16 protein-coding genes, 1 tRNA gene and 1 other RNA gene are annotated in these 13,011 nt (G+C 67.3%); 13 read left to right on the forward strand and 5 right to left on the reverse strand.

Annotation, left to right across the window (positions count from 1 at the left end; translation table 11 throughout):
* Nucleotides 1-50 precede the first annotated feature (50 nt).
* Nucleotides 51-1,322: an ATP-binding protein gene (locus ACXMDY_RS11220; RefSeq protein ID WP_259702398.1), complete on the reverse strand. Its 1,272-nt coding sequence runs from the start codon at nt 1,320-1,322 to the stop codon at nt 51-53.
* A gap of 105 nt (nt 1,323-1,427) precedes the next feature.
* On the opposite strand from ACXMDY_RS11220, the gene ACXMDY_RS11225 reads away from it, so the two are divergent.
* The 9 genes from ACXMDY_RS11225 to ACXMDY_RS11265 all read left to right on the forward strand — a co-directional run bounded on the left by ACXMDY_RS11225 (nt 1,428) and on the right by ACXMDY_RS11265 (nt 5,830).
* Nucleotides 1,428-1,808 carry a VRR-NUC domain-containing protein gene (locus ACXMDY_RS11225; protein WP_259702397.1) on the forward strand — a complete coding sequence of 127 codons (381 nt, stop codon included), beginning with the start codon at nt 1,428-1,430 and terminating at the stop codon, nt 1,806-1,808.
* Nucleotides 1,805-1,984 (forward strand): hypothetical protein, encoded by a 180-nt coding sequence (locus ACXMDY_RS11230; RefSeq protein WP_259702396.1) that lies wholly within the window; start codon nt 1,805-1,807, stop codon nt 1,982-1,984. Before ACXMDY_RS11225 ends, ACXMDY_RS11230 begins: the two co-directional genes overlap by 4 nt.
* Before the next feature lie 43 nt (nt 1,985-2,027).
* Nucleotides 2,028-2,729 carry a hypothetical protein gene (locus tag ACXMDY_RS11235; RefSeq protein ID WP_259702395.1) on the forward strand — a complete coding sequence of 234 codons (702 nt, stop codon included), beginning with the start codon at nt 2,028-2,030 and terminating at the stop codon, nt 2,727-2,729.
* Between the two features lie 125 nt (nt 2,730-2,854).
* On the forward strand, nt 2,855-3,565 hold the full coding sequence (locus tag ACXMDY_RS11240; RefSeq protein ID WP_259702394.1) for a hypothetical protein: 711 nt from the start codon (nt 2,855-2,857) through the stop codon (nt 3,563-3,565).
* Entirely contained in the window at nt 3,562-3,789 is a 228-nt protein-coding gene (locus ACXMDY_RS11245) for a hypothetical protein (protein WP_259702393.1), read from the forward strand. Before ACXMDY_RS11240 ends, ACXMDY_RS11245 begins: the two co-directional genes overlap by 4 nt.
* Complete coding sequence (locus tag ACXMDY_RS11250) at nt 3,782-4,375, forward strand: hypothetical protein (protein ID WP_259702392.1); 594 nt, start codon at nt 3,782-3,784, stop codon at nt 4,373-4,375. The genes ACXMDY_RS11245 and ACXMDY_RS11250 overlap by 8 nt, the downstream gene beginning before the upstream one ends.
* Nucleotides 4,375-4,659 carry a hypothetical protein gene (locus ACXMDY_RS11255; RefSeq protein WP_259702391.1) on the forward strand — a complete coding sequence of 95 codons (285 nt, stop codon included), beginning with the start codon at nt 4,375-4,377 and terminating at the stop codon, nt 4,657-4,659. The genes ACXMDY_RS11250 and ACXMDY_RS11255 overlap by 1 nt, the downstream gene beginning before the upstream one ends.
* Nucleotides 4,656-5,426 carry a BRO-N domain-containing protein gene (locus ACXMDY_RS11260; protein ID WP_259702390.1) on the forward strand — a complete coding sequence of 257 codons (771 nt, stop codon included), beginning with the start codon at nt 4,656-4,658 and terminating at the stop codon, nt 5,424-5,426. The genes ACXMDY_RS11255 and ACXMDY_RS11260 overlap by 4 nt, the downstream gene beginning before the upstream one ends.
* A 257-nt stretch (nt 5,427-5,683) precedes the next feature.
* A complete protein-coding gene (locus ACXMDY_RS11265) occupies nt 5,684-5,830 on the forward strand; it encodes a hypothetical protein (RefSeq protein WP_259702389.1) in 147 nt (48 codons plus the stop codon).
* Here the strand turns inward: ACXMDY_RS11265 and ACXMDY_RS11270 are convergent.
* Nucleotides 5,814-6,953, reverse strand: a complete 1,140-nt coding sequence (locus ACXMDY_RS11270) for a site-specific integrase (protein WP_259702388.1) — start codon at nt 6,951-6,953, stop codon at nt 5,814-5,816. The two genes, ACXMDY_RS11265 and ACXMDY_RS11270, sit on opposite strands and share 17 nt — an antisense overlap.
* Nucleotides 6,954-7,095: 142 nt before the next feature.
* Nucleotides 7,096-7,169: transfer RNA gene (locus tag ACXMDY_RS11275), tRNA-Arg, on the reverse strand.
* An 89-nt stretch (nt 7,170-7,258) separates the two neighbouring features.
* Between ACXMDY_RS11275 and rnpB the strand changes: the two genes are divergently transcribed.
* Nucleotides 7,259-7,666: RNase P RNA component class A (gene rnpB / locus ACXMDY_RS11280), an RNA gene on the forward strand.
* 24 nt (nt 7,667-7,690) lie between these two features.
* Nucleotides 7,691-8,473, forward strand: a complete 783-nt coding sequence (gene rnc / locus ACXMDY_RS11285; RefSeq protein ID WP_259702387.1) for a ribonuclease III — start codon at nt 7,691-7,693, stop codon at nt 8,471-8,473.
* Here rnc and ACXMDY_RS11290 read toward each other — a convergent pair.
* Nucleotides 8,439-8,633 (reverse strand): NAD(P)H dehydrogenase subunit NdhS, encoded by a 195-nt coding sequence (locus ACXMDY_RS11290; RefSeq protein ID WP_259702386.1) that lies wholly within the window; start codon nt 8,631-8,633, stop codon nt 8,439-8,441. The genes rnc and ACXMDY_RS11290 overlap by 35 nt on opposite strands.
* 60 nt (nt 8,634-8,693) lie before the next feature.
* Between ACXMDY_RS11290 and rimM the strand changes: the two genes are divergently transcribed.
* Entirely contained in the window at nt 8,694-9,302 is a 609-nt protein-coding gene (rimM, locus tag ACXMDY_RS11295; RefSeq protein ID WP_399244208.1) for a ribosome maturation factor RimM, read from the forward strand.
* Between the two features lie 69 nt (nt 9,303-9,371).
* A complete protein-coding gene (locus ACXMDY_RS11300) occupies nt 9,372-10,865 on the forward strand; it encodes a mannose-1-phosphate guanylyltransferase/mannose-6-phosphate isomerase (RefSeq protein WP_259702385.1) in 1,494 nt (497 codons plus the stop codon).
* Here the strand turns inward: ACXMDY_RS11300 and selD are convergent.
* The gene (selD, locus tag ACXMDY_RS11305; RefSeq protein WP_259702384.1) at nt 10,808-13,009 is read right to left on the reverse strand and encodes a selenide, water dikinase SelD; all 2,202 of its coding nucleotides are present in this window, start codon (nt 13,007-13,009) and stop codon (nt 10,808-10,810) included. The genes ACXMDY_RS11300 and selD overlap by 58 nt on opposite strands.
* Between the last annotated feature and the right edge of the window lie 2 nt (nt 13,010-13,011).

Consider the following 13,011-nt stretch of genomic DNA (forward strand, 5'->3'; position numbering starts at 1 on the left):
CAGCAAATACTCAGAGTATTTGTGCGCTCGTTTCTCGTGGTTGAGCCGGATCAAAAAGCCAGCCGTGCCGTCCCGGTGAGCATGTACTGAATCGGCTCACGCCCCTTGCGGGGCAGGGCTTCCACGGCGCCAACAGCGGTGAGTTGCTGCAGGGTCTGGGAGACCGCCGGCTGTCTGATGCCCCACAGCGTCACGAGATCGGTCTGAATCTCATGGGCTTCCAGGTCACGGTTACCCCAGGCCAACAGACGTTCCCAGGCCGTTGGCCCCAACTGGTCCTTCAGCTCCTGCTGATTTCGTTGCTGCAGCACCAGCAGCAGATCGTCCATGCCGGCGGGCGCCACGCCGTCGCTGGTTGCTGCAGCGGTCAGCCCCAGCAGAGCCGTCATGCCGTCCTCCAGGGCCTTGAGCATCCCGCGCAAATCCCCACGGAAGAGCTGATAGAGCCGCTCCACCACGGCGCCTTCCACCGGTGCACGCCAGGGCTGGCCCGGGGCCAGCTGCAGGGCGGCGTAGCGGTTGGCCAGCAGCTGCTGCACGTCCTCCAGCTCAAGGGGCTGAAGCACCAGAGGATCGCTGAACACCGAACGGATCTGGGTGTGGGTCTGCACCACCGTTCGCACCGCGTCCGTGGTGCCCACCACAATCAGGTGCAGCCCATCTAGAAGTAGGGCCTGATCGCGGATGCTGCGAAGCAGATCGGCTGCACGGTCTGCGTCGGCCTCGCTGAGGTTCTCGAGATTGTTGAGATGAAGCACCAGGCCCTGGGCCCCCTGCGCCTCCGCATAGGCCAGCAGGTCCCGCAGCACCCGTGGGCCATCGAGGACCAGGGCACTGGGTGGTGTCGACACGCCTTCGGTTTGGGTGCCGCCTGCCCCGAAGCCAAAGGCCGACGCTGAAAAGCCACCGCCACGCAGTCGAAAGCTCCGCACCAGCTGCTGGGCCGCCTCCACCGCCGGACCGGCCGCAGTGAGGTAACTGGCTAGCACCGCGTCGTAGGCGCCACTGAGCAGCCGGCCAAGAAGGTCTTCTGAGCTGCCTTCACTGCCCAGCGCAATGATTTCGGCAGAGGTCCAGTAGCCCGCCTCACGGGCGTCAGCCTTCACGGCCTGCACCAGGGTGGTCTTGCCGATACCAGGCCTGCCGGCCAAAGCCTGCCTTGAGCTGCGGCTGCTGCCGATCGTGGTGAGGAGCAGTTGCCGTTCCCGCTGCCGGCCGACAAAAAGACGCAGGGGCGTGGCCTCGGTGTCAGACCTCAGGGTGGCCTGAAAGTAGGGGGAGGAGCGCAGGTTGTAGAGCCCCCAGAGGTTCGGCAGCGCCATCGATCGAGGTATCAGCCGAGGAACCAGTTCAGCCAATACTGCCCATGTATTGGCTGAACTGCCAATACATGTGGATGCCTGACGGCCAGCCCGGCAACAGGAGGTATGGCCTCCTCCTCGCCCAGCGAACACGAGATCCAGCAGCGCATCCGCCTGGCCTGCGGCCGGGGCCCGGTGCGGCTCTGGCGCAATAACACAGGCGCCCTGCTCGATCAGCAGGGGCGCTACGTGCGCTTTGGGCTCTGCAAGGGCAGCAGCGACTTGATTGGCCTGCGCTCTCTGGAAGTGACACCGGAGATGGTGGGCAAGCGTGTCGCCCAGTTCGTCGCCCTGGAAATCAAGACCTCCTGCGGGGTTGTCAGCCCGGAGCAGCGGGCCTTTCTGCGGCTCGTGCAGGAGCTCGGCGGGGTGGCTGCGGTCTGCCGCTCCATTGAGCAGGCCCAGGCCGTTCTGGATCTGGGCGCAGCAAGCAAGGAAGTGGCATGAACCGGCCTGAGTTGCGCCGGCAGCTGCAGGCGCTGGCCCGCCGCCATCCAGGCGCCCATCCCTACACATTGGCCCTGCGCTTCCAGGCCCAGACGGGCCGGATTCTCAGCGGCCAACAGGTCAAGCAGCTTCTGGCCAAGCCAGGCAACTGCCGCGACCAGGCTGCCAAGCTGTAACAAGCTCTGGCTAGCTGTGCCAAGGATTGCGTAAGATTGGGCTATGGCACAAGTAAAGAAGCCCGTTAAGCGCACCTACCAGGCTGTCCTCGATTGGCAGGACGAGTCGCGTCGGGCCTTCGGGAAGATGCTGCTCAACTGGCGGCGCCGCAACGGCTGGACCCAGTACACCGCTTGCGAATGGGGAACAGAAGCCAACTTTGAGGTGATCTCCTACGGCAACCTCTCGGTGATCGAGCAGGGCAAGGCTGGTGAGCTGCGCCAGAAGGCCTTCTTCCAGCTCGAGGAGCTCAACCGCCGCCTCGATGACGACCAGAAACGATGGGAGGGAGTGAAAAGCCAGCGCCTCAAGGAGCAGCTCAAGGACGCCGAAACCCTGCGCGGTGACGACGGCAAGCTCTGGGATGCCGTCGATTTCTGGAGCTGCTACATCGGCTACTTGCCAGTGCCGAGGGCCTACCAGGCTGCGCCTGCCCCCACGCTCACGCCCAAGCGGGCAGAGGAGACCTGCCAGAAGTGGCGCCAGCACGTACGCCGCGTGATCAAGGAAGGCGGCCTTGACGTCACCCAGGCCCTGGAGCAGCTGGTCAAATCTGCACCGCAGGAGCACCAGAAGCGCTTCTCGGAGGTGCTGGCCATCGATGACTACAGCTCGATCGAGCTGGCCCAGCTCTGGGTAGAAGGGGAAGACTTCCTGCCCGAGCAGTGGATCAGCACCTGGGAGCAGAAGTCCCTGGTCGACTAGCGGGGCACGCCATGACAGGAGCCTCAGCAGGGCCCGGACGATTGCGAGCCCGGCAAGGAGTTGCACCTAGCGTTAGCAAGCCGCTAAGCTCAGGCCAGCGGGCACAAGCCCGAGTCTCAGTCGCCATGACGCAATCCCCCGCGCGCGCAGGCGTGCCAGTCGAAGCCCTTGAACTGCTCAACGGAAAAGGCAGCGCCGAGCGTGCCCTCACCGCCGCCCTGGCTTCCTTTCAGGAGCAGGTGCAGGCGGTTTCATCCCTTGATCTGGCTGCCGTGGTCGAGGCAGCCCGGCCGGCCTTTGCCTCAGGTATTGCTTTCAGCGCCCAGCTGGTCGACATCCGTGGTCGTCACAAGCTGCGCGTCACCGTGATGCACGCTGGCGGCGCCGAGGTCAGCAGTGAGGAGTGGGCCGACGAGGTCGATGACCTGCTGCAGGCCTCCGGCTGGATGCTGGCCATGCTGCTGGGCATCCCTTTGGCCCAACAAGCTCAGCCTGTAGAGCCTGAGAATTGTGAGCGCATAAAGCTTGCAACTGCAGGCATCGCTGAGTCTTCGGCTCAGCTCTCTCCCGACAAGCAGGAGGGCCCCGCTCCGGCGGTTGACCTCGATGTCGCCCTGGAGCCGCTCACGCCCCAGGAGATCGAGGCCACCCACCAGCGGATCCTGGCCCTGCCCCAGGCCGCTCGACAGGAGCTGACCAAAGCGTTCCGCGAGCACTTCCAGGTGCCGCGCAATGCCCGCTCCATCGGCGATCGCATCACCCAACACCAGCACGCCGCCTTGATCGATCGCTTCCTCGAAGAGCTCGATGGCGCGCAGGCGCCGGCGGATCCATGAGCAGCCGGCGGCGCTACGGCGAGCAGCCCCGCTCACGGGCCGGTCGTCACTTCATTCAGACCCAGGTGCGCACCGACGTCTACCTACGGGTTCGCGAGCTGATGGAGCACCACAACCTCTCCGCCAGCGGAGCGGTGCATCACCTTCTGCGCGAGCGCTTCGGCTTGCCTCCCCTTCCCCCGTTCAATCAACACCCCGTTTCCACCGATTCAACCCATGGCTAAGGACATCTTCCGCACGCCCCTCGCCGAAGTGCGCTGGGCCCACCTGATCACCCCCCGTCACCAGCTCGATCGGAGCAAGCCCAAGGCCTGGACTGCCGATGTGTTGCTCCCCAACAGCAACGAGAAAGCCCAGGCTTTCCTGCTGGCGATGGAAGACCAGTTCATTGCCCTGCACGGCAGCCGCAAGCGGCGGGCTGAAAAGGGCTTCCCCTGGAAGCCGGACAAGGAGAAGCCCAGCGAGATCACATTGGTGCGCTTCAAGGTGCCGCAGTTCCAGCGGCGCGACGGCTCACTCTCCGAGGGGCCCCGCATCGTCGATGCCAAAAAACAGCCCTGGGATGGGGCCGCTGTCGGCAACGGCTCCAAGGTGATCGTCGCCTTCGACATCTACGACTGGGATGGGGAGAACGGCTGCGGCATGACCTTCCAGCCCCGCGCCATCCAGGTGGTCGAGTTCGTGCCCTACGAGCAGGTCGATCCCACCGACGGGTTTGACGAGCTGGACGGCTACACCACCGGTAGTGGCTCAGACGCTGGAAGCACTACCGGTTGGGCTGTCGAGGATGACGACGAGGCGCCTTTCTGATGGGCTCTCCGTACGTGACCGGCAGCCGGGGCGGTGGTCGCCGACCGCAGCTACCGGCTTTTTGCCGCAGCCGCCGGCCCAGCACCATCACGGTCAGCGTCAGCAGCCTCGCCGCCCTTCGCCAGCTGGTGCTGCTGGGGCTGGTGTTTCAGCTCAGCACCCTTCTGCTGGTGATCGCTGGTCCAGTGCCGCCGCGGCTGTATGCGGTCACCAACGTCTTCCGCCCCGATACAGGTTCCGCCGTCAGCGCACTTTCCACAGTCACACCGATTTCAGACCGATGAACAACAGCACGTCTTCCCTTGTGCCCTTTGACTACGAGGGCCGTCAGATCCGGGTCATTACCGATGAGCTGGGTGATCCCTGGTTCGTCGCTGCCGATCTGCTCGCCTCGCTCGCCCTTGACCGCAAGGCCTTGGAGCGGCTGGACGACGACGAAAAGGGTGTGAGCTCAATTCACACCCCTGGTGGCGAGCAGGCGATGACGATCGTCAATGAGCCTGGTCTCTACAGCCTGGTACTGGGTAGCCGCAAGAAGGAGGCACAGCGTTTCAAGCGCTGGGTCATCCATGAGGTCCTGCCGGCGATTCGCCGCACGGGAAGCTATGCGGTGCCGGGCACCGCACCCGCGTCGGCATCCTTGCCCTCAGAGAAGCAGGACAGCGTCGGCGCTCTGCTGCTGATCGGCCAGGCCATCGCGCAAGTCCCTGGCGTGAAGGCCGGCATCGCCATGGCCGCGACTCTCACCTGCATTCAGGAGAACACCGGCCTGGTGGTGGAAACCTTGCGCCGAGCCTTGCCGGCGGCCGAGGAGCCCATCTGTTCACTCAATGCCACCCAATTGGGGCGGCGCCTGGGCATGTCGGCCCGGGTGATGAACCAGCACCTGGCGGCCTGCGGGTTGCAGATCCGCAACGCTCGCGATGAGTGGGAACTGACGGATCGGGGCCAGGAGTGGGCCGAGGCCATGCCGTATTGCCGCCATGGCCACAGCGGTTACCAGCTCCTGTGGAACCCGGCCGTGGTTGACGTCGTGCGGGAGCTTGGCTGATGGAGAGCGCCGCATCACCGGGCCGGCAGCAAACCTGGATCACCCAAGCCAGCAGCAGCAAGCGGCTGGTGACCGTCGGGTCGATGGCCAGGGGGTGAGCCATGAAGCCAGACCACAGCGACATGGAGCACGTGGTTACTGAGCTGACGGATCAGCTCGCGAGACTGTCGGCACAGTTGAAGTTGCTCACGGCTCAGCAGCCGCCGACTGCGCGGAAAAGCAGTCCCTGGCTTCCATTGCGAGAGGCCGCGGAACTGTTGCACTTCTCGTCGCCCCGGGCTCTCAAGTACCGCATCGTGCGCGGTGGCTTTCCACCGGATTGCTATCGCCAGATGCCCTCACCCTCCGGTAAGCGCCACTCCTATCTGGTGAATGTGGAGCGCTATCTCAAGACGCTGCGCTGAGCACCGCCTGGAGCGACTCCATCTCATGGGCGTCGAACCAGCGCTGGTAGACGCTGCTGTGCACCGCCAGGCTGTGCCCCATCGACTTGGCGGCCAGTGACGGCGAGATCTTCGGATTGTGAATCGCCCGCACCGCCCAGGCATGACGCAGGTCGTACGGCTGAAACTCAGCTCCTGTACGGCGGAACGCCTGACCCATCAAGGCCCCGACATCACGGTGGCTGCGCTCGGGGTTGAAGGCCGGCAGTCGCTTGGTGTGCAGGGACCAGCGCTTGATCCACTCCGCCGGCAGGGCCAGCGACTGCCGCGCCCCGGTCTTGCCATCGGTGATGCGCAGCAGCCCTGACGGCTGGACATCGGCGAACAGCAGCGCCTCATGGGGCCGGCAGCCGTAGGCAGCCGCCACCGCCACCGGCCACTGCCAAGAGGGCGACAGGCGATCAATCAGCGCTTCGATTGCCTCATCCTTGGGTAGATCGCGGGGAGCCTGGCTGCGGGAGCCGCTGTAGCCCTTGCCAAGTTCCCGCAGTTGGGACACCAGCTCATCGGGCCAGTCCAGAGCCCTGGCCACCGTGGCCGCGGCCTGAGAGGCCCGTCGCCTGGAGCGGCTGCCTGATGGCGTTGCTTCCACCAGCGCTACCAGGTGCTCAGGCCGCAGGGGGCTGATCTCCAGCAGGGGCGCCAGCGGGGCGGCGTAGTCAACCTTCCAGCTGTCCTCCGCGGAAGGGCCCCGCCGCCGTTGCTTCTCCCACCACTGCTGGGTGAGGCGAACAGCCTGCTGGCCGCTAACGCCATCCAGCTGGTCAGCCCCGTCAGAGGACTTCCTCTGGCGCCCCTTGGGCAGCCAAGGCGTCCAGTCGAATACCTCCAGCCCAAGGCGGTGCCGCTCTAGGGCATTGCCCAACTGCTCGGCCAGCTGCAACGACTCTGTGGCCTGATCCGGATAGGTCAGCCCAGTGCTGATGCGGTGCTGCTTGGGTTCGGCCCCGGTTGGTTCGTTAGGACGCGCCGGCATGGTCGCCCGCAGGCGCACCCGACCACCTCCTACATCGAGGGCCACGCCGTGTCCTTTCAGCTTGAGAGCGGCGTTCTGGCGGGCCAGCCAGGGGTCGGAAGGAGGCACCGAATTTGCCTAACCATTTGCCTAATGGTGGTCGATCCGGGCCGATTTGCCTAGTTCTTTGCCTAACGGCGGAGGCTGGCGGAAGCCGACTTTACGGCCTTGGCTTTCCTTAAAACCTTGTTAGGACCAGGGTTTTAGAGAACGGGGCTGGCGGGACTCGAACCCACGACCTACGGTTTAGGAAACCGTCGCTCTATCCGGCTGAGCTACAGCCCCAATGGCTTCCATTATCCGCATGGGTGGGACGCATCGCATGGGTGGGGCGGATCGGTGAGCTGACGGATCACTGCCTAAACTCGCAGCTGAAAGCAGGCGAGGTGGTCGCAATCGGAGCGGAAGTCCGGCCTTCGGGGCGGAATGCCGGGTCCGGTTGAGGAAAGTCCGGGCTCCCCAATGGCCAGGCCTGCTGGGTAACGCCCAGTGCGGGCGACCGTGAGGACAGTGCCACAGAAACACACCGCCGATGGCCCGGGTTCGCCCGGCGCACAGGCAAGGGTGCAAGGGTGCGGTAAGAGCGCACCAGCAGCATCGAGAGGTGCTGGCTCGGTAAACCCCGGCTGGGAGCAAGGCCCAGGGACAACGGTTGGCCATGGCACCCGTCCCGACACAAGCGCGCCGCTCGAGGCCGTCGGTAACGGCGGTCCCAGATAGATGACTGCCCCGGTCCGCTCCGGCGGGCTGGAACAGAACCCGGCTTATGTCCTGCTTTCACCCCCTTCCGCGCCAGGCAGCAGCGCATGACGCCTCCGATCTCCCCAGCAGCGCCCCTTGCCCCGGATCGGCGGCGGCAGCTGCTCCACTTTCTTGTGGCGATCGGCGTTCTGGATCCGATCGACCCGGAGAGCGCGGCAATCGGGTGGCCCGAACCCGATCTGGAGCCGATCGACGAGGCCCTCACCCACAGCTCGGCGGGCCTGAGCCGCAACCACGAACGACTCGAATTCCTCGGCGATGCCGTGCTGCGCCTGGCGGCGGCGGAACACCTGCAGCAGCATCACCCCGAGCTCGGCGTCGGGGCCTGCTCGGAGCTGCGCGCTCAGATCGTCAGCGACCGCTGGCTGGCGGAACTGGGCGAGAGCTGTGGCATCGAGGCGGTGCTGCGGCTGGGCCCACTGGCGATCGGTGATCCAGCCGGGCGCCGCACGATCCGGGCTGAAACCTGCGAAGCGCTGGTGGGTGGGCTCTATGAAGCCTGGGGAAGCCTGAAGCCGGTTCACCGCTGGCTGGCCCCCCACTGGCGGCGCAGCATCGCCGAGCTGCTGGGCGATCCCCATCGTCACAACTGGAAATCGGCCCTGCAGGAATGGAGCCAGGCCAGGGCCAGCGGCCTGCCCCACTACCGCAGCGAAGAGCGCAGCCAGCGCCACGGCGATCCCCAGCGATTCATCTGCTGGGTGGAGCTCCTGGGCGATCGGCTCGGCGAGGGCTGGGGGGGCTCCCGCCGGGAAGCGGAGCAGCAGGCGGCCCGGGCGGCCCTGGCCCGGCTCAGCCCTGCTCCAGGGTGCTCAGAGGAATCGTGACCAGCTTGTCCCAGTTGCCCCCCTCGAACAGCACGGCGGCGCGAGCACCGCTGATCCGCTGCACGAAGCCGCGATAGCCGTTGTAGATCGAGGTGATGTCGCGAACGGTCACGGTGCTGCCCGGCAGGATCGGCAGGAGTGGCAGATCTGTGGCGACCATCGGAGCAGTTCAGCGGTGGGTCCATTATCGAGGCCGATGGCGAAAACAGGGCAAGACGCCATGGGCGGCAGTGAACAGGCAAAGGCGCCGGGTTCCGTGGCAGACGATGCAGCGGATGACTGGCTTGTGGTCGGCCGGGTCGTTGGGGCCCAGGGGTTGCAGGGAGAGCTGCGCATGCTCCCCCGCACCGACTTCCCTGAACGCTTCACCCGGCCTGGCCGCCGCTGGCTGCGCCTCATGCAGGAGGCGCCGCGGCCGGTGCAGCTGCTGAGCGGCCGCCAGTTGCCCGGCCGGGAGTTGTTCATCGTGCGGCTGGAGGGCATTGCGAGCCGCGAGGCGGCCGAGGCCCTGGTTTCCCAGGAGCTGCTGGTCTCCGCCGACGATCGCCCCCGCCTGGCTGAGGGGGAGTTCCATCTGCTCGAACTCCAGGGGCTGGAGGTGCGGCTGGCACCGACCGGCACGCCGATCGGCACCGTGGTGGATCTGATCCACGCCGGCAACGATCTGCTGGAAGTGGAACTGAATGACAGCGCCGGCATCACCCCGGCCGGCGGACAGGCCAAGCGGCGCCGGGTGCTGATCCCCTTCGTTGAACCGATCGTGCCGCGGGTGGAGGTCGGCGAGGGCTGGCTGGAGATCACACCCCCACCGGGCTTGCTCGACCCCTGACATGGCGGCGGGAAAGCTTCTGAAACCGGGGCCTTTCCATACGATGGGGTGAGTGCGGACCGCTCATCGATGGGACCAACCGCCTGCTTGGTGCCGGTCATCCTCTGCGGCGGCACGGGCACCCGCCTCTGGCCACTGTCCCGGGCCACCTACCCCAAGCAGTACTGGCCCCTCGCCGGCGATGGCGACGAGACCCTGTTGCAGCAGACCCAGCAACGGCTCGAAGGGCTGACCAACCTGGCTGCTCCCCTGCTGATCTGCAACGAAGACCACCGCTTCATCGTGGCTGAGCAGATGCGCCAGATCGGCGTCGATCCCGCCGCCATCCTGCTGGAGCCGATCGGCCGCAACACGGCGCCGGCCATCGCCGTGGCGGCCCTCCATGCCAGCGCCCGGGGCGAAGACCCCCTGCTGCTGATCCTGGCCGCCGACCATGTGATCCGCGACGCCGCCCGGTTTCGCGCCACCGTCGAGGCCGGCCGCGACGCCGCGGAAGCCGGCCGGCTGGTCACCTTCGGTATCGTGCCGACGGCTCCGGAAACCGGCTACGGCTACATCGAAGCTGTCGAGCCCCTGAAGGTCGGTGAGGCCGGTGGCGTGCCATCGCCCCAGCCGATCGCCCGTTTCGTCGAAAAGCCAGATCCCGCCACCGCCGAGCGGTTCATCGCCACCGGTCGCTTCACCTGGAACAGCGGCATGTTCCTGTTTCGCGCCAGCTCCATCCTGGCGGAACTGGAGCGGCTGGCCCCGGAGCTGGTGAGCTGTTGCCGCTCAGCCCTCGATCACGACAGCGCCGACCTCGAATTCCTGCGGCTGGAGCGCGAGGCATTCGCCAACTGCGCCAATGTGGCGATCGATGTGGCGGTGATGGAGCGCACCTCGCTCGGCTCGGTGCTGCCCCTTGAGGCCGGCTGGAGCGATGTCGGCAGCTGGAACGCCCTCTGGGAAACCGCCGATCAGGACGCCGCCGGCAACGTGCTGCGCGGCCGGGTGATCAGCGAAGGTTCCCGCAACTGCTACCTGCGCAGTGAACACCGCCTGGTGGTGGGGCTCGGCGTCGACGACCTGGTCGTGGTGGAAACGGATGACGCCGTGCTGGTGGCCCACCGGGACCGTGCCCAGGAGGTCAAGACGATCGTCCGGCAGCTGGAGGCGGTCGGCGCTGCCGAGGGCAAGGCCCATCGCCGCATCTACCGCCCCTGGGGCTACTACGACGGCGTGGTCGAGGGGGAACGCTGGCAGGTCAAGAAGATCCAGGTGAAACCGGGAGCGTGCCTGTCGCTGCAGATGCACCACCACCGGGCCGAGCACTGGATCGTGGTCAGAGGCACCGCCGTGGTGGAAAAGAACGGGGTGGAGGAACTGGTGGGGGAGAACGAAAGCACCTACATCCCGCTCGGTGCCAGGCATCGACTCTCCAACCCCGGCAAGATCCCGGTGGAACTGATCGAAGTGCAGAGCGGCCCCTACCTGGGCGAAGACGACATCGTTCGTTTCGAGGACCGCTACGGCCGCTCCGACGCCGGTCGGCCGCCCGCCGCCGTTGCGGTGCCGGCGCCCTGATCCCTTCGAGGCGCCGGCACATGGCCGATCAGGGCGGCCTCAGCAAAGCCGCAGGCCTTCACGGCGGCCAGCGCGGCATGGCAGCGCTCCGCCGGCAGGGCCGCCAGGAGGGGACCACAGGTCTGGGGGTCGATCAGCAGCTCCCGAGGCAGCAGCTCGGTGCCCTGCTGCCGGATCCGCACCCGTCCCGTTTCGAGCAGCGCGAAGGCCCGGCGGTTGGCGGGCGCCAGACTGCTGGCAAACCCCTGGCTCAGCAGCTCCCGAACCCCTGGCAGGACAGGAATCGCCCCATCCTCCAGCACGACGCTGAGCGATCCCGGCGCCGCCTCGAGCATTTCCCCCAGGTGGCCCAGCAGGCCAAAACCGGTGATGTCGGTGCAGGCCCGGCAGCCATGGGCAGCCAACCGCTCCACCAGGGGCGCCTGGCTCTGTTGCATGACCTCCAGGGCGGCATCGATCCAGCCGGGCTGGGCCGCCCCGGCCATGGCGGCGGCGAACAGCACTCCGCTGCCGATCGGCCGGGTGAGCAACAGGGCATCGCCGGGCCGCAGGCCCCCCTTGGACCAGAACCGCCCCGACGGAACCGTTCCGTTCACGGTGAGGGCAAGACTCAGCTCGCCATCAGCCTGCCGCTGCTGAAGCGTGTGCCCACCGAGCAGGACCGCCCCCAGGGGCTCAAGCACCGAGCAGACCCCGGCCAGGGTCTGCAGCAGCAGCTCCTCCTGAACTGACTCAGCCGCCCGGGGCAGGGTCACCAGAGCCTGGGCACTGCTGACCCTGCCTCCGCAGGCCCAGAGGTCAGAGCAGGCATGCAGGGTGGTGAGTCGACCATTCAGCCACGGGTCGGCCACCAGGGCCGGGAAGCCGTCGAGGCTCTGCAACTGCAGCTCGCCATCGGCCCCGCTGCCCACCACCACCGCATCCTCCGCCCCCGTCGCCGGGGCGCTGGCCTCGCCAAGGGCAGCCAGGCCAGCCAGGGCTCGGGCGAGGGGATCGGCCGGCAACTTGGCGGCGCAGCCCCTGCAGGCCATCGCACCCACCAGCGGCCGGCCGGAGCCCATCGGCGCCAGGGCCGTGAAGCCGGCCATGAAGCGGTGATCGATGGCGGCCTTCCAGCGCCAGAGCCAGGGGCTCGGCCCCAGGGCCAGCGGACCCCAGAACGCCACCGCCCGCGGCCGGCCACCGGTGGGATCGCCAAGCAGCTGCAAGGCACGCCGCTGGGGGCGCCAGCGGCGCAGGGATCGGCCATCGGCCACCAGGCTGCGGCGCAGATTCACCGCCAGCACCGGAGCGGCCCGCACGGCCCAGACGCCGCTGGGGGGTCGCGGGTCTACCTGGACCTGAGCACAGTCGCCGCTGGCAAAAATCGCCGGGTGCCCTTCCACCTGCAGGGTGGCCATGGTGAGCACGCGGCCCGTGGCCGGATCAACCGGCAGACCGGCCGCGGCCAGCCAGTGCGGCGCCCTGCTGCCGGTGCAGCGGACAGAGCTGACCGCAGCGGCGGACTCCTCCCAGATCGGAATGTCGGCATCCTGCAGCAGCCGCTGGCCGCAACGGTTCGCCACGGCCGATCCCAGCCGCAGGCCCTGGCCGCGCAGGGCCAGCATCACCGGGCGGCGCTCGCCGAAGCGAGCTTTCAGGGCCAGCACCACTTCCAGCCCGGCTGCGCCGCCACCCCGCACGACCAGGGGCTTCTGATCACGGCGATCCGGGCAGGAATCCTGCAGCACGCACCAGGCGAGGAAGGGCTCCAATGGTTTGATCGGCCGGTCATCGCCGGAATCAGCGGCGGCGGCGGGCGTCACGGCGCCGACATCGAGGCTGAGCCGGTCCCAGCGGATCGGCGGGCGACCGGCGAGCAGCAGCTCGCGCCGGAGCCGATCCAGGCCAGTGATCTCAGCGCGAACAAAACCCACGCCAGCCAGCTCGCAGAGTCGGCGCAGGTCGATGCGGCAGTGCTCAAGACCGTGGAGCCCGGCGATCAGGCCGGGCACCATGCCGCTGTAGAGCGCCGTGCTGGCCCTACTCACCAGACTGATCCGGGCCCCGGGCGGCGACCCCTGCATGACCCAGCGGCGCAACACCAGCGCGTGGCTGTGCCCCCCGCCCGCCAGCACCAGATGGTGGCTCGGATCGGGTCGCACGC

Source organism: Cyanobium sp. ULC082, from assembly GCF_977927535.1.